This is a genomic window from Clostridium boliviensis (assembly GCF_033342255.1).
Taxonomy (GTDB): domain Bacteria; phylum Bacillota; class Clostridia; order Lachnospirales; family Lachnospiraceae; genus Lacrimispora; species Lacrimispora boliviensis.
The window spans coordinates 39,040-64,431 of sequence record NZ_JAWONS010000123.1; the positions used below are offsets into that span (position 1 = coordinate 39,040).

Annotated in this window: 28 protein-coding genes; 2 read left to right on the forward strand and 26 right to left on the reverse strand. The window is 42.6% G+C overall.

Annotated features, from left to right (window positions below):
• The 12 genes from hisD to RZO55_RS08190 form a co-directional block, all read right to left on the reverse strand.
• A complete protein-coding gene (hisD, locus tag RZO55_RS08135; protein WP_318063787.1) occupies positions 1-1,308 on the reverse strand; it encodes a histidinol dehydrogenase in 1,308 nt (435 codons plus the stop codon).
• Positions 1,305-1,955: an ATP phosphoribosyltransferase gene (gene hisG / locus RZO55_RS08140; RefSeq protein WP_117418986.1), complete on the reverse strand. Its 651-nt coding sequence runs from the start codon at positions 1,953-1,955 to the stop codon at positions 1,305-1,307. Before hisG ends, hisD begins: the two co-directional genes overlap by 4 nt.
• A gap of 11 nt (positions 1,956-1,966) precedes the next feature.
• Positions 1,967-3,229 carry an ATP phosphoribosyltransferase regulatory subunit gene (gene hisZ, locus RZO55_RS08145; protein WP_318063788.1) on the reverse strand — a complete coding sequence of 421 codons (1,263 nt, stop codon included), beginning with the start codon at positions 3,227-3,229 and terminating at the stop codon, positions 1,967-1,969.
• 119 nt (positions 3,230-3,348) lie between these two features.
• Entirely contained in the window at positions 3,349-3,882 is a 534-nt protein-coding gene (locus RZO55_RS08150; protein ID WP_318063789.1) for a Holliday junction resolvase RecU, read from the reverse strand.
• Positions 3,883-3,887: 5 nt separating this feature from the next.
• Positions 3,888-4,850, reverse strand: a complete 963-nt coding sequence (locus RZO55_RS08155) for an RluA family pseudouridine synthase (RefSeq protein ID WP_318063790.1) — start codon at positions 4,848-4,850, stop codon at positions 3,888-3,890.
• Between the two features lie 23 nt (positions 4,851-4,873).
• Positions 4,874-5,443: an O-linked GlcNAc transferase-like protein gene (locus RZO55_RS08160; protein WP_318063791.1), complete on the reverse strand. Its 570-nt coding sequence runs from the start codon at positions 5,441-5,443 to the stop codon at positions 4,874-4,876.
• 19 nt (positions 5,444-5,462) lie between these two features.
• Positions 5,463-6,248 (reverse strand): SDR family NAD(P)-dependent oxidoreductase, encoded by a 786-nt coding sequence (locus RZO55_RS08165; RefSeq protein ID WP_369293201.1) that lies wholly within the window; start codon positions 6,246-6,248, stop codon positions 5,463-5,465.
• 28 nt (positions 6,249-6,276) lie between these two features.
• The gene (locus RZO55_RS08170; protein ID WP_318063792.1) at positions 6,277-8,211 is read right to left on the reverse strand and encodes a YgiQ family radical SAM protein; all 1,935 of its coding nucleotides are present in this window, start codon (positions 8,209-8,211) and stop codon (positions 6,277-6,279) included.
• Positions 8,208-8,873, reverse strand: a complete 666-nt coding sequence (locus tag RZO55_RS08175; RefSeq protein WP_318063793.1) for an HAD family hydrolase — start codon at positions 8,871-8,873, stop codon at positions 8,208-8,210. Before RZO55_RS08175 ends, RZO55_RS08170 begins: the two co-directional genes overlap by 4 nt.
• Positions 8,842-9,624, reverse strand: coding sequence for a pseudouridine synthase (locus RZO55_RS08180; RefSeq protein WP_318063794.1), 783 nt, complete (start codon positions 9,622-9,624; stop codon positions 8,842-8,844). The genes RZO55_RS08175 and RZO55_RS08180 overlap by 32 nt, the downstream gene beginning before the upstream one ends.
• Entirely contained in the window at positions 9,609-10,973 is a 1,365-nt protein-coding gene (locus tag RZO55_RS08185) for an RsmB/NOP family class I SAM-dependent RNA methyltransferase (protein ID WP_318063795.1), read from the reverse strand. The genes RZO55_RS08180 and RZO55_RS08185 overlap by 16 nt, the downstream gene beginning before the upstream one ends.
• 43 nt (positions 10,974-11,016) lie before the next feature.
• Positions 11,017-11,826 (reverse strand): M23 family metallopeptidase, encoded by an 810-nt coding sequence (locus RZO55_RS08190; RefSeq protein ID WP_318063796.1) that lies wholly within the window; start codon positions 11,824-11,826, stop codon positions 11,017-11,019.
• A 51-nt stretch (positions 11,827-11,877) separates the two neighbouring features.
• On the opposite strand from RZO55_RS08190, the gene RZO55_RS08195 reads away from it, so the two are divergent.
• On the forward strand, positions 11,878-12,804 hold the full coding sequence (locus RZO55_RS08195; protein ID WP_318063797.1) for a nucleoside recognition protein: 927 nt from the start codon (positions 11,878-11,880) through the stop codon (positions 12,802-12,804).
• Here RZO55_RS08195 and RZO55_RS08200 read toward each other — a convergent pair.
• The 9 genes from RZO55_RS08200 to RZO55_RS08240 all read right to left on the reverse strand — a co-directional run bounded on the left by RZO55_RS08200 (position 12,761) and on the right by RZO55_RS08240 (position 20,520).
• The gene (locus RZO55_RS08200; RefSeq protein ID WP_336624280.1) at positions 12,761-13,339 is read right to left on the reverse strand and encodes an HrpE/YscL family type III secretion apparatus protein; all 579 of its coding nucleotides are present in this window, start codon (positions 13,337-13,339) and stop codon (positions 12,761-12,763) included. The genes RZO55_RS08195 and RZO55_RS08200 overlap by 44 nt on opposite strands.
• Positions 13,340-13,361: 22 nt before the next feature.
• On the reverse strand, positions 13,362-13,850 hold the full coding sequence (coaD, locus tag RZO55_RS08205) for a pantetheine-phosphate adenylyltransferase (protein WP_318063799.1): 489 nt from the start codon (positions 13,848-13,850) through the stop codon (positions 13,362-13,364).
• A gap of 18 nt (positions 13,851-13,868) precedes the next feature.
• A complete protein-coding gene (gene rsmD, locus RZO55_RS08210) occupies positions 13,869-14,432 on the reverse strand; it encodes a 16S rRNA (guanine(966)-N(2))-methyltransferase RsmD (protein ID WP_318063800.1) in 564 nt (187 codons plus the stop codon).
• A gap of 140 nt (positions 14,433-14,572) precedes the next feature.
• Positions 14,573-14,776 carry an alpha/beta-type small acid-soluble spore protein gene (locus tag RZO55_RS08215; RefSeq protein ID WP_104436182.1) on the reverse strand — a complete coding sequence of 68 codons (204 nt, stop codon included), beginning with the start codon at positions 14,774-14,776 and terminating at the stop codon, positions 14,573-14,575.
• Positions 14,777-14,938: 162 nt separating this feature from the next.
• Entirely contained in the window at positions 14,939-15,547 is a 609-nt protein-coding gene (gene udk, locus RZO55_RS08220; protein ID WP_318063801.1) for a uridine kinase, read from the reverse strand.
• A gap of 97 nt (positions 15,548-15,644) precedes the next feature.
• Entirely contained in the window at positions 15,645-16,298 is a 654-nt protein-coding gene (locus RZO55_RS08225; protein WP_318063802.1) for a DUF975 family protein, read from the reverse strand.
• A 29-nt stretch (positions 16,299-16,327) separates the two neighbouring features.
• Positions 16,328-18,379 (reverse strand): ATP-dependent DNA helicase RecG, encoded by a 2,052-nt coding sequence (gene recG / locus RZO55_RS08230; protein ID WP_318063803.1) that lies wholly within the window; start codon positions 18,377-18,379, stop codon positions 16,328-16,330.
• Positions 18,380-18,478: 99 nt separating this feature from the next.
• On the reverse strand, positions 18,479-20,149 hold the full coding sequence (locus tag RZO55_RS08235) for a DAK2 domain-containing protein (RefSeq protein WP_318063804.1): 1,671 nt from the start codon (positions 20,147-20,149) through the stop codon (positions 18,479-18,481).
• 14 nt (positions 20,150-20,163) lie between these two features.
• On the reverse strand, positions 20,164-20,520 hold the full coding sequence (locus RZO55_RS08240) for an Asp23/Gls24 family envelope stress response protein (protein ID WP_097004293.1): 357 nt from the start codon (positions 20,518-20,520) through the stop codon (positions 20,164-20,166).
• 168 nt (positions 20,521-20,688) lie between these two features.
• Between RZO55_RS08240 and rpmB the strand changes: the two genes are divergently transcribed.
• Entirely contained in the window at positions 20,689-20,874 is a 186-nt protein-coding gene (rpmB, locus tag RZO55_RS08245; RefSeq protein ID WP_097004294.1) for a 50S ribosomal protein L28, read from the forward strand.
• A 290-nt stretch (positions 20,875-21,164) separates the two neighbouring features.
• Here the strand turns inward: rpmB and RZO55_RS08250 are convergent, their stop codons facing one another.
• The 5 genes from RZO55_RS08250 to RZO55_RS08270 are packed head-to-tail and all read right to left on the reverse strand — an operon-like array spanning position 21,165 to position 25,390.
• Positions 21,165-21,575, reverse strand: coding sequence for a GerW family sporulation protein (locus RZO55_RS08250; RefSeq protein WP_318063805.1), 411 nt, complete (start codon positions 21,573-21,575; stop codon positions 21,165-21,167).
• Between the two features lie 17 nt (positions 21,576-21,592).
• Positions 21,593-22,474, reverse strand: a complete 882-nt coding sequence (locus RZO55_RS08255; protein ID WP_318063806.1) for a DUF2953 domain-containing protein — start codon at positions 22,472-22,474, stop codon at positions 21,593-21,595.
• Between the two features lie 7 nt (positions 22,475-22,481).
• The gene (locus RZO55_RS08260; RefSeq protein WP_318063807.1) at positions 22,482-22,805 is read right to left on the reverse strand and encodes a hypothetical protein; all 324 of its coding nucleotides are present in this window, start codon (positions 22,803-22,805) and stop codon (positions 22,482-22,484) included.
• The gene (locus tag RZO55_RS08265; protein WP_318063808.1) at positions 22,786-24,123 is read right to left on the reverse strand and encodes a hypothetical protein; all 1,338 of its coding nucleotides are present in this window, start codon (positions 24,121-24,123) and stop codon (positions 22,786-22,788) included. The genes RZO55_RS08260 and RZO55_RS08265 overlap by 20 nt, the downstream gene beginning before the upstream one ends.
• A gap of 22 nt (positions 24,124-24,145) precedes the next feature.
• Positions 24,146-25,390 carry a competence/damage-inducible protein A gene (locus RZO55_RS08270; protein WP_318063809.1) on the reverse strand — a complete coding sequence of 415 codons (1,245 nt, stop codon included), beginning with the start codon at positions 25,388-25,390 and terminating at the stop codon, positions 24,146-24,148.
• Positions 25,391-25,392: the final 2 nt, after the last annotated feature.

Consider the following 25,392-nt stretch of genomic DNA (forward strand, 5'->3'; position numbering starts at 1 on the left):
TTATTCCTGGATTTCGTCCTCTTCAAACCGTATTTTTACCGAATTGGCATGGGCTGTCAGCTGCTCAGCCTGGGCAAAATAGTCAATCTCTTTGTACACATCTGCCAGTGCCTCCTTGGAATAGTAAATAATGCTTGATTTCTTAATAAAGTCGTCTACACTGAGAGCAGAAAAGAATCTTGCCGTGCCATTGGTAGGAAGAACATGATTGGGTCCTGCAAAATAATCGCCCAAAGGTTCAGAGCTGTATTCACCTATGAAAATAGCGCCTGCATTATGAATCCTTGTCATGTCTTCAAAGGGATTCTTCGTAACAATCTCAAGATGCTCCGGCGCAATCTCATTAACGGCTGAAACGGCATCCTTCATATTATCCGCCACAAGAATGCAGCCGTAATTATCCAGAGATTTATTTATGATCTCAGATCTGGAAAGTTTTGAAGCCTGTAATCTCGCCTCTTTTGATACCTTTTCGGCCAGCTCCATGCTGGTAGTCACAAGTATTGCAGAAGCCAGTTCGTCATGTTCTGCCTGAGACAAAAGATCCGCAGCCACGAACCTTGGATTTGCGCTTTCGTCTGCAAGCACTAAAATCTCGCTGGGGCCTGCAATACTGTCTATGCTGGCGTGACCGTAAACTGCCTTTTTTGCCAGTGCTACAAATATGTTGCCTGGGCCTACAATTTTATTAACCCTTGGAATGGACTCAGTTCCGAAAGCCAGAGCGGCAATCGCCTGTGCTCCGCCCACCTTATACACTTCAGTTGCCCCTGCAAGATAAGCAGCCGTCAGCGTAACCGGATTCACCTTTCCATCCTTTCCGGGAGGAGTTACCATAACGATCCGGTCCACTCCTGCCACCATAGCAGGGATTATGTTCATAAGTACAGAAGAAGGATAAGCTGCTTTTCCTCCTGGTACATACACACCTGCACTCTCAAGTGCCGTTATCTTCTGACCGAGAATGGTTCCGTCCGGCTTACTGTCAAACCAGCTGTACTGTCTCTGTTTTTCATGAAACTGCCGGATATTATTCAGGGATTTTTCCATGACTTCTAAAAGCTTAGGATCAACTGACTTCACCGCTTCTTCGATTTCCTCTTTCGTTACGCGGATATTGGTCTCATTTACTTCTGCTTTGTCAAATTCTCTGGTGTAGGCAAAAACTGCCTTATCTCCCTCTTCCTTTACCCGGTCCACAATCTCCTGTACGGTTTTGGCATACGTATCGTATTGATTGGGATCTCTCTTTAACAATCCGGAAAGAATATTCTGTTTGGATGTTTCATCTAATTTTACAATCTTCATTGATTTTCCTCCTGCAGCAAAAGTCTCAAATCCCGAATCAGCTTTGTTATCCTGTCATTTTCCCGCTTCATGCTCACCTGGTTCACCACCATGCGGGCAGAGAGGGGGCAGATCTCTTCCAGTACTGTAAGCCCGTTCTCCTTTAAAGTTGTTCCCGTCTCCACGATGTCAACGATGACCTCAGACAAACCAACAATGGGAGCAAGCTCAATGGAACCGTTTAGTTTAATGATTTCTACAGTCTGATGTTTTTTATTGTAAAAATAATCCTTTGCAATGGCGGGATATTTTGTTGCTACACGGATCCTCTCATGATGCTTTAAAAGTTCACCGGCAGACTGGGGTCCGCAGACGCACATACGGCAGTTGCCGATTCCCAGGTTCATGACCTCATAAAGCTTTCTTCCCTCTTCTAAAATTGTATCTTTCCCAACGATACCAATATCTGCGGCACCGTATTCCACATAGGTGGGAACATCACTGGCCTTAGCCAGGAAAAACCGGATCTTAAGCTCTTCATTGGTAAAGATAAGCTTTCGGGAGTCCTTATCTTTCATCTCTTCGCAGGTGATTCCGATCCGTTCGAACATTTCTAGTGACTGCTTGGCCAGACGCCCTTTTGCCAGGGCAAATGTCAGATATCTCATACGTACCCCCATTATTTTAAGTATTCTGAAAGCGGAACCACATCCATGCGCTTTAAGTCAAGATTGATTACTGTTACCGATATTCCTTCCTGATCCAGATACAATAAATTCTTTAAGTCGCGGCGCATGGCATATTCTTTATAAGCCTCCATGGACCGTTCCGGTTCCTTACACTGCAGCTGAACCGGTACCTTTAAATTCCGGAAATGTCCGGCCAGAGAAATGGCATTCTCCCTTGATTCCTGCTCATAAAGAATCATGGTGTTGGTCATTGAAACTTCTGTTTCAATCTTTTGCCTGCTTAAAGCCAGCAAAAGCTCATCGACAGAGATACCAAATCCCACCGCCGGGGAATCCTTGCCAAACTGCTTTAAAAGGCTGTCATACCGGCCTCCGTTTACAATATAATCCCCTGTACCATAGGTATAAGCCTTAAAAATAATTCCGGTATAATACTGATACTGGCTTAGCATTCCAAGGTCATATGACACATAGTCAGAAAGTCCGTAGTGTTCCAGAATACGGTTCACCTCTTCCAGACGGCTGATGGCCCTTAAAGCCCGCTTATTAGCAGTCAGTTCTCTGGCAGCCTTTATCTGTTCCAATGAGCCAAAAAGTTCGGGAAGCTTTAAAAATACCTGTTTTAACTCCTGGGAAATGGGCTGAGCCATAACTAACTCTTCCACACCAAAGTAATTCTTGTTTTCAATCAGTTCCCGGAGGGTTTCTTCCATCTCCCCATCCATACCGGCTTCTTCCAACAAACCTTTAAAGAAATCCACCTCTCCCAGCTCAACCTGAAACTCAGTCAGTCCGGTTGATTTCAGCGCCCAGATCACCATGGCCAGGATTTCCCCGTCTGCATCCGGTGAATCATCACCAATTAACTCAACACCTGTCTGGCTGGCTTCTTTCAGTCTTCCCTGGTAGCTGGAATTATTGATAAAAGTACGTTCCACATAGCAAAGTCTTATGGGCATATCCTCATCCAGAAAATATTTGGCTGCACATCTGGCGATTGCTGGCGTCTCATCCGGCCGCAGCACCAGAGTGTGGTTATCCCGGTCAAAAAACTTGAACATCTCCTTTGCTTTTACGCTTCCCCTGGACTCGTTGAAGATATCAAAAAATTCAAAGGTAGGTGTTTCTATATCCTGATAACCGCATAAGTGAAACTCTTTCAGCATTTTTTCCTGAATGACTGCTTTTCTCGTACACTCTATTCCATAAATATCCCGGACTCCATCCGGCGTATGTAACAGTTTATTCGCCATAACAACCTCCAACCGTTCAAGAAAATATCTTTCATGAAAAACCATTTTCTTTTACTTTATTGTAGTAAAGTGATAATTTAGTAACGTGTAGTATATTATAGGCGAGAAAGATATTCTTGTCAATCTCTTCTGTCCAAATCTTTCTGTATCATTTCCAGATAATGAACCAGGATATCCCTGCAGCTTGCAATTTTCCAGGTTTTATCCAGTTCCTCATAAGTGAAACTTTTTCTTCCGCCCTTCTCCATTCTTTGAAAATAACATTTAATCTGATCAAAGGGCAGATAATAAACTTCATTCTTTTGGGTATAGGATACAATAATAAATGCAATTCCTCCCTGCCTTTCAAATTCTTCCATGAAAGTGACCTGATGAGAATGAATGTTCTGCAGGGGAAACGTATCAGACGAACATTCCTTTGCATCAAAGCAAACAGGAATTCCCTGAACTGCACCGATATAATCCACTGTACTTTTCTGATCAAAATAGGCCAGGGTAATATGCCTGCTCTCTTTATCAATGGAAATAGGTGTAATAGGTGTGGGAATTTTCTGAATCAGAGCCAGTCCCTTTTCCCTGTAACTGTCATTGCTTCGATTGATCAGCTCTTCTAACGTTGAGCCTCTTAATCCTCTTGTTTTCCAGGTTCCCATCGTATCTACCTCCATTCCCTGCATATGGCAGCGTAAATGGGAGGAAGGGGAGCCGTAAATTCCTTGTCTGAGAGATAAGAAAGGGGTTGCGGCAGCTGAGGCAATACCAGCTGATAAGAATGAAGAAGCTGTGACTGAACTTTGTAAAGCCTCTTCGCCTCTTCATTTACCTTTTTATCTCCATATTTGTAATCTCCAACGATTGGATGCCCTATGGAAGATAAATGAGCCCGGATCTGATGCGTGCGCCCAGTGATCAGCGTTACCCTAAGAAGCGTATAACCACCGTAATAATTTAACGGCATATATTCCGTGGAGATCGGCACACTGTCTTTAAATTCACTGGTACGGACAGTGACCTGATTGGTCTTTTCATCCTTTGCCAGGTACCCGGTAATCATCTGTTTCTGGGTCACATGCCCTTTCACCACACACTGGTAATACTTGTGAATGGACCTGTCCTTAAACACCTGGGACATCACCTGAAGACCTGCCAGGGATTTTCCTCCAACTACAAGACCGCTGGTATTACGGTCTAGGCGGTTGCAGACAGAAGGACGGAAACTTTTTAACTGTTCTGTGGACAACTCACCTTTTGAAAGCAGATAATCAATCAAAAATTCCACTAGAGATTCGTCAGAATCCTTTGCCTTTTGGGAAAGCATTCCTGCAGGTTTATTAATAAGAATGATATGCTCATCTTCATAGATGACATCTAAAGAAACTTTACTTACCTTAGGAACCTTAACCTGGGAGAATTTTTCAATGGTTTCATCGGAAAGAAACAGTTTGATTTCATCTCCCTGGGACAGCTTTTCAGAACCATCGCATTTTTTCCCATTTAAAGTGATGTTCTTCTTCCGCATCATTTTATAAAGAAAACTTTTTCCCGCCAGATTTAAATATTTGGACAGCAGCTTATCAAGCCGCTGTCCTGCTTCATTCGTAGATACAATTACAGACTGCATAATGGTTCCCTCTTTTATAAAATTTACATAGACAGACTTTTTAACAGAGCTGCTGCCTGATCTGCTCTGTCATTCTCTTCATTTGTTTCATTTGGTTTCAGACTCCCTAAGCGTTTAAGAAACGCCTTTTCGTCCAGGCTCACCTTTACATTGTAATCCAGTTTATGCCGGCCTAACATCTGTTTTATATAACGTTCGGCCTTGGAGGTATCGGTCTTACCGGCTGAACAATACGCATAGATTTCATCCGGAAGGATCACAAGCACATCCATTGGCAGAAGCTGTTCTTTCGAAGAAATGATAAGGTCATACAAGACAATTCCCTTGTCTTCAAATACGGAGACCTTTTCTCCAAAAACTGGTGATAAAGACCGGTACTTAAAAGAAGCAATCAGAGGAGCCGCTATATTGGCCGCAGGCAGGACAGAAAGGACCGCCATCACGGTTAAGATATTCTTTAATTCGGTGCTGGCAGCAAATTCCCGGAATAGTAACTGAATAACAATCGCAGCTGCACCAATCAGCACCTTAAACAGCTCTCTTTTTTTATGGTAATCACGGTAACCACGCTGTCCTTTGCTGTATCGTTTCACTTTTGTAACCCTCTTTCTTTTATCTTCTGGTATTCACCACACGCATAAATCCCTTCATAAACCGGAGTATTACGGAATGAGGAATGATCTTGCATAAAAGCCGGAACGCTTTCATTGTGGATCCGTAAACAGAAACCGGCCTTCCCATCATACTGTCGCGCAAAGCCAGCTGGACGACCTTTTTAGGATCAGCCATCACAACATTTTTATAGAGAGGAATTTTGGCTGTTGTCTCAGCGACATCAAAGAATTCCGTTCTGACTGGTCCTGGACAAACCGCCGTTACAAAGATTCCTTTTGATTTTAATTCCTCATTTAAGGCTCTGCTGTAACTTAGTACAAAGGCTTTCGTCGCTGCATAGATGGCAAAACCAGGCTGTGGCAGAAACGCTGCTGCAGAAGAAAATTGAATAATTCTGCTGTTTTCCGTCATATAGGGAAGAACCATATGAGTCACTGCGCAAAGCGCTCTGCAGTTTAAATCTGGCATTCCCAGTTCATCATTTAAACTGGCTGAGCCTATATCCCCGATCTTTCCATAGCCCGCTGCATTAATCAGCCATTTTACTTCCGGTTTCTCTTCAAATAATACATCCTGCAGACTCATCAGTTTGCTGTCATCAGTTAAATCAATGGCAAACGATCTTACTTTTACCGGTACGAGAGGGGATAATTCCTCTATCCGGTCCTGCCGTCTGGCAATCGCCCAGATCTCCCCGATGCCGCCAAAGCGGTCGGCAATCTGCATGACAAACTCTCTTCCCATACCGGAAGACGCACCAGTTACGATAGCAATCTTCATCATGATCCCTTCTTTCAATCAGACATTTATTCTATTTCTTTGTTGATTTTTTATGAACATTCCGGATGGTCTTTTTCCTTCGTTCCCGCTGACCTCCGGCTGTATCCCCCTTTTTCCTGTTTCCATAATCTTTCCCAGTTTTATCCTGGGAAAAACCTGGTTTTTGGCCATATTTGGGGCGGATCAGACATTTTTTATCAAATCCGATTAAATCAGTTCTTCCTGCTTTCGTAAGTGCCTCTGTCACAAGGTCATAATTCTTTGGATTCCGGTATTGAATCAATGCTCTCTGCATGGCCTTCTCATGAGGATTGGTAGGAACATAAACCGGTTCCATCGTTCTGGGATCATAGCCAGTATAATACATGCAGGTGGATATCGTTGAAGGCGTAGGATAAAAATCCTGTACCTGTTCCGGCATGTAACCCAGATCCCTTAAATACTCCGCAAGCTCAATGGCCTCCGCCAGACCAGACCCCGGGTGGGAGGACATTAAATAAGGGACCAGATACTGTTTTAAGCCCAGCCGTCCGTTCATATCGTTGTATTCCTTTACGAACCGGCGGTAGACATCGTTCTTCGGCTTTCCCATCTTATTGAGAACCTTGTCTGCCACATGTTCCGGTGCTACCTTTAACTGACCGCTGACATGGTGTTCACAAAGCTCTTTTAAGAATTTCTTACCTGGATCTGCAAGCACATAATCAAAACGGATTCCAGAACGGATAAACACTTTTTTTACCTTAGGCAGATTTCTTAACTTTCTTAAGAGCTCAATATAATCGGAATGATCTGCTCTTAAATTCTTACACGGTTCTGGAAACAGGCACTGTTTATTGGGACAGGCACCTTTTCCTATCTGTTTTTCACAGGCCGGATACCGAAAATCCGCAGTAGGGCCTCCAACATCATGGATATAGCCTTTGAAATCAGGCTCATCCGTCAGCCACTTTGCTTCCTCAATGAGAGATTCGTGGCTTCTTGCCTGTATGATTCTTCCCTGATGGAAGGTGAGTGCACAGAAGCTGCATGCGCCAAAACAGCCGCGGTTGCTTATGAGACTGAACTTGATCTCCCTGATAGCAGGTACTCCCCCCAGCTCTTCATAAGATGGGTGGTAGTTACGCATGTAAGGAAGTGAATAAACCTGGTCCATCTCTTCTGTAGACAACGGCTTTGCTGGTGGATTCTGAACGACGTATAGATTGTCCTTGTATGGTTCCACTAGGCGCTTCCCAATATAAGGATCTGTATTGTTATACTGAATAAAATAACTTTTTGCATATTCCAGCTTGTCTTTCTTCATACTGTCATAAGACGGCAGAACGTGGGCATCATATACAGACTCCAGGCTGTCTGTTTTGTAGACAGTTCCCTCCACAAAGGTTATATCCCGGATATCGATGCCGCTGTTTAGAGCATCTGCTATTTCCACAATGGATTTTTCTCCCATTCCATAGGAAATTAAATCCGCCTGTGAATCGATTAAAATAGAGTGTTTCAAACGATCTGACCAGTAATCGTAATGAGCCAGACGCCTTAAGCTGGCTTCGATTCCACCGATAATTACCGGCTCTTTTTTATAAACGGAACGAATCAGATTACAGTAAACTGTAGTTGCATAGTCAGGGCGCTTTCCCATAACGCCTCCCGGAGTGTAGGAATCCTGCTGTCGTCTCTTTTTTGAGACAGAATAGTGGTTTACCATAGAATCCATATTTCCGCCGGAAACCAGAAACCCAAGCCGTGGTTCACCAAGTACAGAAATACTGGAAGGGTCCTTCCAGTCGGGCTGGGCTATCATCCCTACCTTGTAACCGTGAGCTTCTAACAGACGGCTGATAATAGCAGGTCCAAAAGAGGGGTGGTCTACGTAGGCATCTCCTGTTACATAGACAAAATCACATTGTTTCCACCCCCGGATATTCATGTCCGCCCTGGTGATCGGAAGATAGTCGTGCATCATGAGTTAACTCCATTTCTTTTTAACAACTGGTAATAATCATAAATAAAATAATCTGCAAGTTCCCGTTTCTCATCTTCTAAAGCCCTGGAAAATTCGTCATCAACTGCACAGACCGTCATACCTGCCCTTTTTCCTGCCAGAATTCCAGCAGGTACATCCTCAAATACCAGACACTGAGACGGCAATACATCCAGTTCCTTTGCTACCTTTAGATAAATATCAGGTGCAGGCTTTCCCGCTGCGACTTCGCAGGAGGTGGCCACTATTTTAAAATATTTCCCTATTTTTAAGGTTTCAATCACAGCATCCACCATCTCTCTGCCATTGCTGGTGGCTATTCCAGTATGTATGCCCTGTGATGCAAGGTAGGCAAGGAACTCCCCTGCTCCCGGCTTTAATGGAACTTCATTTTTATACTTATCAAGAGACATAACCGTCCAGATTCCCTTAATCGCATCCAGAGATTCCTCCAGATGAAACCGCTCTTTAAAATAAAAGGCAGTTTCTGTAAAGCTCATTCCTTCAATTTCCCGTTCCAGACCATCTGGACAGGCAATGCCTCTGATGCCTAAAAATTCTATATCAATGGATTTCCACATCCACATGGAATCCACCAGGGTTCCATCCAGATCAAAAATTACCGCTTTTTTCTGATTTAACATCTTTTGTTTTCTCTTCCTTTCCGTGACGCTTTAACAGATCAATTTCCTCCTGGGTAAGGGATCGGTACTCACCAGGATGTAGATTTTCATCCAGCTTTAAGCTGCCCATAGAGAGTCTCTTTAAGTATACCACACTGCACCCCAAAGCTTCAAACATTCGTTTTACCTGATGAAATTTCCCTTCTCTGATCGTCAGAAGAATGACCGATGGCTTTCCATGTTCCAGAATTTCAAGACTGGCAGGCATCGTTAAGGTTCCGTCTTCCAGCAATACTCCCTCTTTCATGCGTTTAGCTGCATCTGAAGGAATCTCTCCTTCTATTTTGGCATAATACACCTTATCCACATGCTTTTTAGGGGACAAAAGCTGATGAGCCAGATCCCCATCATTGGTAATGAGTAGAAGACCCTCCGTATCGATATCTAATCTTCCCACAGGGAATAAATCTCCCCGCTTCCGGTCCGTAATCAAATCAATGACAGTCTGGTACCTGTTATCTTCTGTAGCTGACACTACTCCCTGGGGCTTGCACAACATATAATATTCGAATTCTGCATAGGAAATAGTTCTTCCGTCAACTGCGATTAAGTTCTGGCCCGGAATCACCTTGCGTTCCGGTTTTTTCTCCGGTGTGCCGTCAACGGTAATCCTTCCTTTTCTTGCCATTTCCTTTATCTGGCTTCTGGTTCCTTCTCCCATTTCAGCTAAATATTTATCTAATCGGATTTCTTTCATTACTGCCACCGCCATCCCGGATAGTATTTATTTTTCAGCGTATCTCCATTTCCCTTGGCAAATCCCAGAGGAAATCCGTCTACGCAGATTAAGATCCAGCCTTTTTTTCTTTCTTCTGATTCTGTTAAAAAAACAGTTTCTCCTTTTAAATACCGGATTACTCTTTCATCTTCTTTTTGAAACGAGATGGTCTGCTTAAACCCTTCCCTTGTGAGAGACTGAGCCAGTGCCTGAGACGGTTCAAAGCGTTCCTTTTTCATCTCACCCAGGAGAAGACCTGTACGCAGAAAACGGAGCTTCCGTCCAGCCTCCGGAAAATATTCCGGAAGGTAGTAGACACAGTTATTCTTAATCTCGATCCGGGAGGTAATAAACGGTTTTGATATCATTGACAGGAACTGGGACAGCTCTTCTGGTAATACTTTTGCCTTTTTTCGTTCTGGCTTTTCAGGCTCTCCCAAAGCTGGGTCTCCCTTTTTCTTTAAGAGTGCCATGAAATGACCTTCTCCCTTGATTTTGTGGGGAAACAGGCGAAGGCATCCTGACAGTCCAATACCGTCTGAAGCCCCCTCAAACAGCGGCAGTTTCACCAGTTCCATATCGTCATATTTTTCCAGGATATGTCGGATAATATCTTCATTTTCGCATATGGAGAAAGTACAGGTAGAATACATCAAAAGACCGCCAGGAGCCAGCATATCAACCGCATGTCCAACGATTTTAGTCTGAATCGCCGCATAGTATTCAGGCCCGTGTTCTTCATAGCTTTTCACCATATCTGCATCTTTTCGGAACATTCCTTCTCCCGAACAGGGCGCATCTACCAGAATTTTATTAAAAAAGCCAGGAAATGCCGTATTTAATTTTTCCGGCTCCTCACTGGTAACACAGATATTGTCGATTCCCCATAGCTCCAGGTTTTTCAGCAGCGCCCGTGCCCTGGAATTGCTGATATCATTAGATACCAAAAGTCCTTTCCCTTTCAGCTTCGCGCCAAGCTCCGTGCTTTTTCCGCCTGGTGCAGCGCAAAGATCCAGAACTTTATCTCCCGGCTCAACCGGAAGCATATGGGCCGGTGTCATTGCGCTGGGTTCCTGCAGATAGTAAAGCCCGGCATAATAGTAGGGATCTTTAGCAGGACGTTCCACTCCTTCATAATAATAACCATTGCTGATCCAGGGAACCGGATGAAGCTTTAATGTTGTTATATCCTGAAATTCTTCAGGGGAGATCTTTAACGTATTGACACGCAGTCCATACAGCCGTTCTTCCTCAAAGCTTTTTAGATAAGCTTCGTATTCTACTGTCCCCAGTAAGTCCTTCATCCTGCTTAAAAATTCTTCCGAAATTTTAATTTCCTTCACTTTTTTACTCCTATTTCCTCTCTATGTAAGCAATCTTAATATACTAATATGAATATTTCAACCGGTATTTCTCAAGATATTTAAGGATCCAGTAAGGATTGACACTCATCTCCTCATTGTGATCCGTCCGGATATAAATTCCAAGGTGCAGATGCACATCAAAATTTCCGGTGGTTCCTTCCACTTTACTGTATCCGGTATCTCCCATATACCCAAGCAGCTCACCCGCATTCACCGGATCTCCTTTTTTCCACTCTCTGCTGTAACCATAGAGGTGGGCATAATACAAATATGCTCCCCCCGGAGTCCGTATTCCCAGCCGCCAGCCGCCTTTTTCCAGCCAGCCCACCTTTTCCACGACACCGTCACTGATGCTGATGATGGGATAGGTGCCTCTGGGTTTTTCATTTCCCATTACATCACAGCCTTCATGTCCCCGTTCTCCGCCATAGGAGCGGCTTTCCATCCAGCCATCTTCAAATTTTACATGAGGAAAATCCGGATCAGCATTTTCAGGAACAGGAAAATACTTCAGATCACCAAGTATGGTTTCATAAGCCTTTTTTAACTTTCGGTATTCTGCAGGCTTCACTTTTAAAAGTCTGTTTGTATGTACGGTTACATCCTTCACCTTTGTTAAATCATACTGGTGTTCTACCATCAGAGAGGTGAGGGTATCATAGTCGATCTCCTCCCAGTCTGCCACTATTTTTCCAAGCTGCATACTTCTGAAATCATCACTCTCCCATGTGTAGGCATTCAGCTGATAAAACGTGGGATTATTATAGAGATAATCAATCATGGTCACATGAAACACGGAAAGGATCAGGATTAAAAAAACAATCACCATCATATCAATCTTGCCTTCTCAATATATTGTATAAAACAATCTATTCAGGTGGGTATGAAAAAATCCTTCTTCCGTCTTCTTTCTGTTTCTGCGCTGTTTCTGCTGCTCCTTTTTCATGATACCGCATTTGAAGGAGCAAAAAGCGGATTGATTCTTTGGGGCAGTGTGGTGGTTCCCACGCTTCTCCCTTTTATGATCTGTTCCAATGTAATTGTTTCCTTAAATGCCATACATATACTGATATTTCCGGTCAGGCAGCTTCTGCACCGGTTCTTCTGCCTGTCTGATGCCGGGTGTTATACCTTCTTTTCAGGCCTGCTCTGCGGATATCCCATAGGCGCCAAAACCTGCAGCGAATTTATGGATGAAAACAGGATTACGCAAAAGGAGGGAAAATATTTATTAGCAGTCTGCAATCATCCCAGCCCCATGTTTCTCCTGGGATATGCAGCCTCTGCTCTTCCAAAGACTGTACCGGTCTGGATTCTTCTGCTTTGCATCTATCTTCCTGTTATACCGGTATCCCTTGCAGCCCGCATCTGTTACAGGGTGAAACGGCCGTTTCGCTCCCTGCCCGTTTCAAAAGAACTAGTTAAATCCTTTGATGAAAGTCTTATGGATTCCTGCGAGGTAATGGTAAAAATCGGCGGATATATCATGCTTTTTTCCATTGTGGCCTTTTACATCATGAAGCTTGGCTTCCTTTCACCGGAATATAAAGCGGTACTTCTCGGATTTGTGGAAATCACTACAGGGATCCAGGCAGTTTCCCATGTATTTACCGGAATGGGGGGAGGATTATGGATCAGTGCAGTTACAGCATTTGGCGGCTTCTCCGGTGTCTTTCAGACAAAGAGTGTCATAAAAAATGCCGGATTATCCATCCGGCACTATGTAGCATGGAAAGCAATACATACTCTCCTGACAATCCTACTGTTTATTCTGCTGACCCGTCTTGTGGTCCTTCTGCCGTCTGTATAACAGCTCCTGTCAGTTCCTGACGGTTAGAGGATACAATATCATAACTTGACTGCATGGAAGTCATAAAAGCGTCAAAGCGCCCCTGTGCACCCTCCATGGAGTGACTGATGATCGTCTGCAGGCTCTTTAACATATCATCTGTATATTGAACGGAGCTTTGTCGGATCCCGTTTGCATCAGCAACAGCCTGCTCAACGATCTGCTGTGCCTGAACCTGAGCCTGTTCAATAATCTCATTGGCCTGGGCATATGCTTTCTGCATAATCTCATGCTCATTTACCAGTTCATTGGTCTGGGCATTGGCCTGGGCCAGAATGGAATCAGCCTGTTGCCGGGCTTCGCCCATGATGGCATCCCTGTTGCTGATAATCTTCTGATACTGCTTGATCTCATCGGGAATCCGAAGACGCAGTTCCACCAGCAGCTCTTCCAGTTCATCTCTGTTTACCACAATCTTACTGTTAGAAAGGGGCTGGTACTTACAACTGTCAATATATTCTTCTATTTCACCGATTAACTGTTCAATTCTGCTCATCATAATACGGACACTCCTTGCTTTATTTCGTTCTATCTTCCATTTTCTTCCTTACACGTTCTGCAATCTCCTGAGGCACAAACGCGTTTATCTCACCGCCATAAGAGGCAATTTCCTTCACAATGCTGGAACTTAAGTAGGAATACTTTAAATTTGTCGTCAAAAACACAGTGTCCACCTCTGGTGCAATCACCCGGTTTGTCTGTGCAATCTGTAATTCGTATTCAAAATCCGTTACAGCCCGAAGCCCGCGGATTACCGCCTCCGCCTGATTGGCTCGTACAAAATCGATTAACAGCCCTCCAAATGATTTCACTTCTACATTCTCAAAATTAATCGTCAGGCTCTTTAACATATTAACACGTTCTTCTACAGAAAACAACGGAGTTTTTGAATTATTATTTAAAACCCCAATAATTAAATGATCACACATTCTTGCCGAGCGCTCAATAATATCAAGATGACCATAGGTCACCGGATCAAAGCTTCCCGGATAAACCGCTTTTCTCATATTGTCTCTTCCTTTTATCTATTCTTTTTCTGTTCTTGCTGCAAACACATGCTTATTGGTTTTATAATTTTTCTCTCTTGTAATCTCATATCCCAGGGACTTTAAATAATCAAAATCCGTATCCAGGGATGCTTCAGTAATTATGGTAGTCACTTCGTTAATCAGGGATGAACCGGCAAGATATTCCAGAACCCGTTTTTCCCATTCCATACGATAGGGAGGATCCATAAATATAACATCAAACAGATAATCCTTATCCTCCAGACGCTTCAATGCAGTTAAAACATCACAGTTCATGACAACTGCATCATCCTGAAGACGAGTTGTTTTTAAATTCTCCCGGATACACTCCGCTGCTTTCGGGTTTTGTTCCACCATTACTGCCAATTTGGCGCTCCGGCTTAAGGCCTCAATTCCGATAGCTCCGCTTCCGGAAAACAAATCCAGAAAACAGCAGTCCGGGATCTGGTCATGAATCATATTAAAAAGTGTTTCCTTTATTCTGTCGGTCGTTGGTCTCGTATCCAGACCTTCTATTGTTTTTAAAATAAGCCTTCTGGCTTTTCCGGCGATTACTCTCATATACAGTTTCCTCACATTATTTTTCCAGACTATTATAGTATGAATATAGAAATTATACAACAAAAAAAAGAAAGGAGCCACAGCCCCTTTGTAATCAAATGAATGATTACCGGCTGCAGCTCCTTTTGAATTGTTACAGATTATTTACCTGCAATCTGTCTTTCATAGGCTTCGATCATTTTCTTAACCATATATCCGCCTACGGAACCATTCTGTGCGGAAGTTAAGTTACCGTTATATCCATTTGTTAACGGTACACCTAATTCGTTTGCTACTTCCATTTTGAAACGATCCATTGCTTCTTTTGCTTCTGGTACATTTGTAGTGTTAGATTTTCCTGACATAATAAAATGCCTCCTTTTCATCTATTCACCATGTTTCATAAATCTTTTTTCATGGTGTGTTTTGTGCTACACTCCTATTATGGCTTTAATAAGGTGAAATACACTAGAAGGTTTTTCGTAAAATGTTATTTTCAGGAAAAAATGAATCACTTCAAATCAGCCTTATCTTAATATCTTTTCAATATTCGTTTTAACCAGCTGGAATGCCACCTCATTCATACCGCTGTTTATAATTACATCGGCCATTGGCTTCGTAGGTTCTACATAGAGATAGTGCATAGGTTTAACCGTAGTCAGATACTGTTCCACGACCCCTTCAATATCTCTTCCCCGTTCCTTTACATCACGGATCACACGGCGTAAAATCCTCTCATCTGCATCGGCTTCAACAAAAATCTTAATATCAAACATATTTCTCAAACGTTCGTCCGCAAACACCAGAATGCCTTCAACTAAAATAACCTTTTTAGGTGCAACTTTAACGAACTTGTCAGAACGATTGTGTTTGGAATAATCGTATATCGGACACGCAACCGATTCTCCGTTTCGCAGTGCAGCCAGCTGTTCCAGTAAAAGCTCTGTCTCAAAAGCTTCCGGATGATCATAATTCATCTTCTTTCTTTCTTCGAAAGGAACCCCATCCTGACGTTTATAATAATTATCATGGTAAAGAACTGCTATATTATCACAAAATGCTTCTTTCAACCGGTTGGTAAATGTTGACTTTCCTGATCCGGTACCACCGGCAATTCCTATTATAACACAATTCATCTTCCGCAATCCTCCACTTATCTGGTCCTGTTCACACAAAATTTATTTTAACAGAAAGCCCTGCCAAATTCAATGGTTTTCCTGACTGTATCTGCTTTTAATCTTTTATCTCAATATAATAATTTGCCAGCGTGACAGTCATATAGGGATATACATAAATATAAGCGAGACCGCATGTGACCGCAGCAAGTAAAATCCATAATATAAAGGACAAATTTAAAACAAAATATTCCCATAAATGACCGTCCATGATTTCCTTGCTCTCCCGGATACACTGAAAAATTCCTTTATCAGGATTTTCAACCATAATAAAAACAGCCTGGGAATAGCGCAAAGCAGCAATAATCCCTGGTATGATCAGCAACAAGGTCCATAACGTAATAAATATCCCCACCATCAGGGAAAGTCCCAGTGCCTTTAGTAAATAGTATGCACTGGAAAATAAGTCTCCATAGGACATGGATTCATCACGTTTTGCCACTTTTAAACAGTAAGTTGAATAACCAAATTCCAGTAATGTACTTATAATAAAATATATCACGAAGAAAACAATACTAAATATAATAAATGACTGCCATTGGTGCAGATCTGCATGGGTATTTTCTAGTATCTCCTCCCATTTATCCAGAAAAAGCTGGATTACAGATAAAACCGTTAGGATTACTCCCATAATAACAGTAACCAGATATGGGCTTATTAATGCTTGGCTCATGGCATCTTTCGCATCTGTTTTTAAAGCTTCCCTGTTCATACTACGCCTCCTTTTTCATACTTCTTTACTTACAAGTTCAGCCTGTCATAACTTTTCTCCAGATATTCACTGAGTTTTCTGTTCAGCTCTGTATTTTCCTCTTTTTCAAGATCCGGATCTTCTGAAAAAATAAGATTCACTTCCTCCGATACCGTTTTTAACAGATTTGCATCTGTAAAAATATCCCCTAATTTAAATTCCAGCTCTCCGCTTTGCCGGATACCGAATATATCACCAGGTCCTCTTAATTTTAAATCTTCCGAGGCAATAAAAAATCCGTCATTGGACTTGTTTAAGATATCCAGACGTTCCTTTGTTCCATCCTGTCCGGAACCATTTACCAGAATGCAGTAAGACTGATGTCTGCCACGCCCCACTCTGCCTCTTAGCTGGTGAAGCTGGGCCAGACCGAACCGTTCTGCATTTTCTATCATCATGACTGTCGCATTGGGCACATTGACACCAACCTCAACTACCGTTGTAGAAACAAGAACGGAGATTTCACCTGCTGCAAACCGCTCCATAATATTATTTTTTTCCTTTGCTTTCATCTTACCGTGAAGATATTCGATACTGATTTCCGGAAGGGCCTTTTTTAAAGCGGCAGTATAATCGATGACATTCTCCGCTTCTATCATCTCACTTGCCTCAACCATGGGACAGATCACGTAAGCCTGACGCCCGGCTGCAACTTCCTTTTTTATGAAATCATATGCTTTTTTCCGGTATCCCATATCCACTACGCAGTTTTTTATGGGAAGACGATTGGCAGGAAGCTCATCAATCACAGAGATATCCAGATCACCGTAAATAATAATAGCCAGAGTTCTGGGTATGGGAGTTGCACTCATAACCATTACGTGAGGCTCTTTGCCTTTTTTTCCAAGCAGTTCTCTCTGTCCCACACCAAACCGGTGCTGCTCATCGGTAATAACCAGTGCAAGATTATCATAAACAACCTTTTCCTGAATAAGCGCATGTGTTCCTATAATAATATCCGCTTCATGGGCTGCTATTTTCTCATAAGCAATTCGTTTTTCTTTTGCTGTCATGGAACCGGTAACAAGGATAGGTACCTTTGGGATCTGATGACTGGCAAACAGTTCCATCATGGATTCATAATGCTGTCTGGCAAGAACCTCCGTTGGAACCATCAAAGCGCCCTGATAACCGTTAAAGGCTGCCTGCATCAAAGCAAGTATGGCAATAATGGTTTTTCCTGATCCCACATCTCCCTGTACCAGACGATTCATAACCATGCCGCCTGTGATATCCGCATAGACTTCATCCAGTACCTTTTGCTGTGCACCTGTTAAAGAATAAGGAAGACTGGCCTGAAAGGATTTCACTTCCTCTGATAATTGGAAAACAAACGGACTGGTCTTATTCCCTCTTTTGTCTTTTAATCGTCTGACAGCCATTAAAAAGAGAAAAAACTCATCAAAAACCAGCCTTTTTCTTGCAAACAAAAGTTCCTTTCTGTCGGTTGGAAAATGAATATGTTCAATTGCAAAATTGTATTCTGCCAGTTCGTGTTTCTTCCGCAGGTCTGCAGGCAGATAATCCCGAATCATACGGCGCACAGCAAGCGCCTGTTTTTGCGCGCGGACAATGGTTTTGTTGCTTAGTCCCTTCGTCTGACCGTAAACTGGCTGCATGGAATGAAGTATTTCTCCATAAGCTTCCGGCGTATAGACCTCCGGCTGTTCCATAACAAGCCGTCCGCTTTTCTTAATGATTCTGCCCCGCAGTACAGAACGCATTCCAGCTTTCAGTGTAGCATGCAGATAAGGCATATTGTACCAGATCAGCTGCAGGGTACCAGATCCATCTCTTAAACTGGCTGTAACAACCTGTACACGGCTGTATCGTTTCACATCCGGTGTTCTTTCAAGCATACCGGCCACTGTCATTACGGTATCCGGTCTGATTTCGGCAATGGGTGAGGGTTCCTCATACGTATCATATGCCCTTGGATAATATTCCAGAAGATCTTCTATCGTATCTACACCAATCTTTTGAAAGAGCTTGCCTGTTTTTTCACCGATTCCCTTTAGTGTTTCAATGGATTTTAGATTCATTCGTTCCGCTGCCTCCTTTCAATTCATTTGAATAATAATTCAAAAAAACCGGGCAGACTGATGTTTTGTCTGCCCGGAATCCTATGCTCTGATTCCTTTTTATTCTACGGAAATCAGATAATAATAAATTGGCTGACTGCCGGAATGAAGTTCCACTTCACAATTGATGAATTGTTCTTCCGCTTTTTCCTTTAATGCATTGGCAGCTTCTTCGCTCACATCTTTACCATAATAAATAGTAATTAATTCTGATTCTTCCTCTACCATGGCTTCCAGTGATTTGAGAGCAGTGGATTCAATCTCTTTTCCCACTGAAAGAATGCCGCGGTCTCCCAGAGCCATAATATCGCCTTCTTTGATTTCGATGTCATCGATGGTGGTATTGCGGACTGCATAAGTAATCTGTCCGGTCTTTACACGTGACATCTCTTCCGTCATGTTGGCTTCATTTTCTTCGGGAGATAAATCAGGTGCAAAATTTATAATAGCAGTGATTCCCTGTGGAATCGTCCTGGAGGGGATAACGATTACTTTCTTTTCCTCCACCAGACTTTTCGCCTGTTCTGCAGCCAGAATGATATTCTTATTATTTGGCAGGATGTAAATTGTGTCCGCATTTACCCGGTCAATGGCGTTTAACATGTCCTCTGTACTGGGATTCATGGTCTGACCGCCCTGAATTAAGTAATCCGCTCCAATGCCTTTAAAGATCTCATCAAGACCTTCTCCAGCAGAAATGGAGATAAAACCATAAGGCTTTCTTGACTCTGCTTTCTTTTCTTCTGCCTTCTGCTGTGCTGCCAACTTTTCTGATTCTTTAATCAGCCTTTCCTGGTGCTCTTCTCTCATGTTATCAATCTTCATACGTGACAGAGAGCCAAAGGTCAGAGCCTTTTGAATGGCAAGTCCCGGATCATTGGTATGAACGTGTACCTTTACAATATCGTCATCTGATACAACCACAAGAGAATCACCTATGGATTCTAAATAACCCTTAAATTCCTGCTCAGCCTTTTCATTATAAGACTTTTCTAAATTAATAATAAACTCTGTGCAGTATCCAAATTTAATATCTGCTTCTTTTAAAGCAACACCGTCAGAGCCTGATGCTGCCTCCCTGTGTCCTGCAGTTTCTACCGTAAGATCAACTTCCTTACCTATAAGAAAATTAAATGCTCCTTTTACTACCTGCATCAGTCCCTGACCACCAGAATCCACAACACCGGCCTGTTTTAAAACAGGTAACATCTCCGGTGTCTGGCTTAACACATAATCTCCCTGTTCAATGACCTGATGGCAGAATTCAATAATATCCTCTGTCTCAGTAACCAGCTCAGCAGCTTTTTCTGCCATGCCTCTTGCAACTGTCAGAATCGTTCCTTCTTTTGGTTTCATAACTGCCTTATAGGCTGTCTCTGTGGCTCTTACAAAGGAATTAGCCATAATAGTAACGGTCACCTGGTCAGCGGCTGCGATCTCTTTTGTAAAACCTCGGAATAACTGGGATAAGATTACGCCGGAGTTTCCTCTTGCGCCTCTTAAAGAACCGGAAGAAATTGCTTTTGCCAGAGATTCCATAGTCGGATTCTCAATAGCAGCCACTTCTTTTGCAGCTGACATAATGGTCATTGTCATGTTTGTTCCGGTATCTCCATCTGGTACCGGAAATACATTCAATTCATTAATCCAGTCCTTTTTGGCTTCCAGTTCTTTTGCACCTGCTAAAAATGCCTTCTGCAGCATCTTTGCGTCTATATACTTCATACCCACAGGTAGTTTCCTCCTTAATCAATCACTCTTACGCCTTCGACAAAGATGTTAATCTTATCTACCGTCATACCGGTGAATTCTTCTACTTTGTATTTTACATTTTCAATCAGATTATCCGCTACTGCTGATATACTGATTCCGTATGCTACGATCACATGAAAATCAATGGTGATATGGTTGTCCTGAATCAAAACATTGATTCCATGTGTCAGTCCTTCCCGTTTTAACAGCTTAACGAGTCCATCCTTCATACTGACAGCCGCCATACCGACAATACCGAAGCACTCAACTGCAGTTGTTCCGGCGTACATAGCGATAACATCAGGGCTTACCTGGATTTCGCCCAGTTTATTATTGATATAACCCTTCATAGTCTCTACCTCCGTTCTTTCTGTCTGTTTTGATTATACATTATTTTTCCAAAAAAAGAAACAAATTTTTAATTTTCACTTGCAAATCGCTGTAATTTCTGTTATCATACATTTGTTGTGGATTTTTCAACCAATAAAAATCCAAGTTACTTTTAAGGAGGTGCAATCATGGCTAAATGTGCAATTTGTGAAAAGGCTGCTCACTTTGGCAACGCAGTGAGCCATTCCCATAGAAGATCCAATAAGATGTGGAAAGCAAATGTGAAGTCCGTTAAAGTTAAAGTAACAGGCGGCGCTAAGAAGATGTACGTATGTACTTCCTGTTTAAGATCCGGATTAGTTGAAAGAGCTTAATCGTAGGAAACTCCTGGCTGGTGACAGTCAGGAGTATTTTTTTTATAATGATGAGGCCCGGTTGATCCAATCGGGCCTCAATAATAGCATTCGCTGTCAATAACAAAACAGATTATATCCCAGTACCAGACATCCAATTATAAACAGAATTGTAACGATCGTCGCCGGGATAAACAGTAGGATAGCCATACCTGCTCCAAAACAAAACAGCATAAGTCCGCATACTCTTCTCATATCATCCCTCAATCCATTCAGGCTATATATAATATCCTATGCGGCTTATCCCTTTCTTATTCTTCTGCTTTTTCTTTCTCTGCTGCAGCAGCCATCTCCTCTGCCACTTTAATTGCCTCTGGAGATACCTCTTTATTTCCTGATGTAAATTTATTGACAAAATCCGGAACCATGTCAAGAATCTTTGTCACCGCATCCTGCTGTTTGATGTTAACCAGCTTTGTCACACCATTTTGTATGATCAGTATGGCACTTGGGCTCATCTTTGCATGCATTCCTCCTGCACCCTTCTCTTTTGTATTTTCTGAAAAGGATCCGGCGGCCATTCCGCAGGTTACATCCACCAAAGGCAGAATAATGGTATCATCCAATTTTACCGCTTCTCCCACAACCGTCTTTGTCGCTACAAAGGCATCCATACCTTTAAACAGTGCCTCTACTGTAGACGTAAAATAATTATCTGCCATTGAACGCAATTCCTCCTTTATCGAAGCCATCTCTTCAGCAAAACTCTGAAGTTTTTATCAAAAAACATCCGCAAACCAATAACAAGGGCTGTTCCCAGGCGTAATCTTCCCTGGAATGTACCCTCTGCGGTAAACACGGGCCGGTCAAAAACCGGATACAGATTCCAATGTTTATGAAAGAACGGATACAGCAGGCTGGCAGCCATAAGTACCTGTCCGGTCAGACCCGGGTCCTCAAAACCAAATGTCACAGTTCCATGTCCCTTCACAGGGAAAATATGACGAATCAGACGTTTTACCTGTCTGAAAAGCAGCTTTGCTGTTTTCTGATTCTGACTGTTGGTAAGAAACGCCTGAATTTCCTCTTTCTTATCCTTCATGTTCTTCCATGTGTCACAAATTCTCTTGTATAAATGCCTTATTTTTTTCAGAATATGAATGAATTTCTTCTTTATCTTGTAATACAAGGTCTGAATCCAGGACCTTCTCTTAGCATGTACTGACGGCTGAGGCTCAGACTCTTTAAGGACCGTATCTTTAATATCCTCTCCCAATCGTCTTGCTTCCTTTATGGTTTCCGGCTCCTTTACCTCCATAGCCTGAACCACAATTTCCTCAGCTTCCTTCATCTCCTCATCCATCTTTTTCGGTTTCCTGATTGGAAACCCAAACAGACGAATGACAATCAGAATCTCATTCTCATACCGGACCGTGACAGAAAGGATATGTAGCAGCCAGGAAATCTTCATATTTCCCTTCACTCTGTTATAATAAGATCCTTCCCCGCGGTAACGGACCGGAACGAAAAGCACCAGCAAAACTGCCAGTAAAATGAGCCCTAAGAGAATCAGGACTAGCAGCCCTATCAGTTTTAAAATAAATAAAATTATATGAAGCATGAACACCTCACATCTTACCGGAGTCTATTAAATCAGACAGATGAAATCCCTCTGTTTTCCGGTACAAGTCATGGATCACACATCCTGCTACTTCCAGAGCCTCCCAGTAATCAGCAGCAATGCCGAGTATAAAGAACTCTTTTTCCTTATAAAACGGAGATGCCAGTTCAGCAGCCGGATAGATATCAAGTATATTATTCCCATTTGAAGCGGGAGTAATCACATAAATTTCCAAACCTGGCTTTCCCTTCCTGATTCCCTGAATGATCCGGTAACGTTTCTTCTTTGCTTTTTCTCCGACGTATAAACGGTTATACCAGCTTATTTTCATAATCCATCAACTCTTCCAATAATTCCATACATGTTTCTTTTTCAGCCTGGTCCATGCAGCTGCCAAGACTGCCTTTGATATATTCCTGTATTTCATCGATTGAGTTAAAATAAACAGGCAGGTCTGACAGAACCTTAGCCATCACCGCACGGACTACCGGTTTTGGAGCATCTGCAAAAAGTTCATCCAGTTCATGAATGTAAGCTTCTGCTTCCTTGTCTAAATAAGACCGGTCCACAATACTCTCTGCATCGTCTGCAGAAGACGTTGCTTCCTTGGGAATCAACAGTTGTGCAAAACTGCTGCCAGATAACAGCCTGTCCACATTCATAGAACGGATATAATCCGGATCATTGACCGGCTGCTGGTCTTCTTTTACAACTTCTACTTTTAAATATCGTTCGTAGTAAGCTTCCTGCCTGCCTTCCAGCTGGGTCAGCTGATCAAGAAATTCCTCTTCTGCAATGATAAAATCTTCCTGTTCAAATTTAAGCAGAATACGTTTTATCACAGAACGATAAAAATCTTCCTCGCTGACATCGATCACTGCATCCGGCTGGGCAAGCAGTAACACGAGCAGATCATTAATCAGATCCTGAATCATCACGTAATAACCTGATTCATCAGTAAGTACCTGGCTTGCATAGGACAATTTGGCGGCAGCTTCATTATAACCGTCAAATGTCATATTCCGGTAATCACTGTGCTTAAACTGCTGTAAAATTTCAAAAATATCCTTGTGACCATTTTCCATACCCTCGGGAAGATAAACCATGGACTCCGTCCGTAGCGTATACATCATGTCACGAAGATTTTCTCTTGGAGAACCAATATAGATAGAAAGCCCTTCCATAAGAAGACTGTAAAACTTCTGTTTTGTCAGTCTTACCGGAAGCTGTCCGATAATCTGTTTGATCCGGCCGTTCATAACAGCCGAATCACCAGCACCTGTGATAAATTCCAACAGCCTTTTTAAAAATTCGTCTTCAGTTGTACCTGGCACATTGTAAGGTGCAAACTTACGCTCCATGCGGTTTAAAATATACTCGTAAATCTGAAAGCAGTCAGCATATGAGGTCAGCACCTCCACTTCCCGAGTCATATCATTTCTTAGTTTCAGCAGATCATCCTTGATTTCATTACCGGTAATATATTCTCCCATAAGGTCGTTTAACCGTCTCACACACGCAGTAATCTGCTGGGATTTGGGTGCTTCTTCTGCAACAGTCTCCAATAATGTATAATAATTTAGTACAAGCCTTACATAAGAATACTGATAAGCAGAAGTCATCTGCTTTTTAATTAAACGGGTTTCCACGTATCGTCTCCTCTCGGGGTCTCTAATGATAATTGGACAAAATAGACCGTCTTAAGAAGTCCAGAGCCTTTACTACTGTCTGTTCCCTGATCTTCTCACGGTTACCTTTGAAATGGTATTCCTCCACCTTTACTTTATCCTTCATATAACAAGCTATATATACAAGACCAACTGGCTTTTCACCTTCTGCATCTGGTCCGGCAATTCCTGTTACAGCAACGCATGCATCAGCATCTGTTGCAAATACAACTCCAGTCGCCATCTCCTTGGCTGTCTGTTCACTGACTGCTCCGTATTTTTTCAAAGTACTCTTGCTGACGTCTAAATATTTCCTTTTTGCTTTGTTGGAATATGTGATAAAGCCTTCCCTGAAGACCTCAGATGCTCCTGGTACATTAACCAGTCTGCCTGCAATCAGACCTCCTGTACAGGACTCCGCCGTTGTGACTGTCAGCTCGTATTTCTTTAAAAGCCGTATCACTGCCATCTCAAGAGTTTCTTCTTCTTTAGTTGTATAGATATCTGTATCAAACCGCTTTTTGATCTCTTTAACAACTGGTTTCAGAAGATTCTTTGCATCCTCTTCACTGTCCGCCTTTGCTGTCACTCTTAAATGAACTTCCCCTGTTTTGGCATAGGTGGCAATGGTAGGATTGGTCTGGGTGTTGATTAAATCAATCAGTTTATCTTCTACCTGGCTTTCCCCGTGACCGCATATTTTAATCATCTGGGAGCGTATAACTTGTGGCTGGAGTTTCTTTAAGTAGGGGGAAACCTGTTCTGTAAACAAAGGTTTTAATTCATTGGGCGGACCTGGAAGCAGAATTGCGGTCTTGTCGTTTTTCTCCATAATCAGACCGGGTGCTGTTCCATTGCTGTTATCAAGAACCGTGGCTCCCTGCGGTACCATAGCCTGTTTCCAGTTATTATCCGGGATTTCCTTATAGATGCTGTTTTTAAAATATTTCGCGATCCGCTCTCTGGTATTCTCATCCTCAACCAGTTCAAAGCCCATCACTTCTGCACAGACTTCCTTTGTCAGATCATCTTCCGTTGGACCAAGTCCTCCGGTAAGTATAACCACATCAGAGCGGCTAAGAGCTGTCTCAAAGGCCGACGCAAGGCGGTCCCTGTTATCTCCGACAGTTACCTGATAATACATGGAAAGCCCTAAAAGAGCACATTTTTCTGCGAGATACTGGGTATTGGTATTCACAATATTACCCAGAAGAATCTCGGTTCCAACCGAAATTAGTTCTACAACCATGA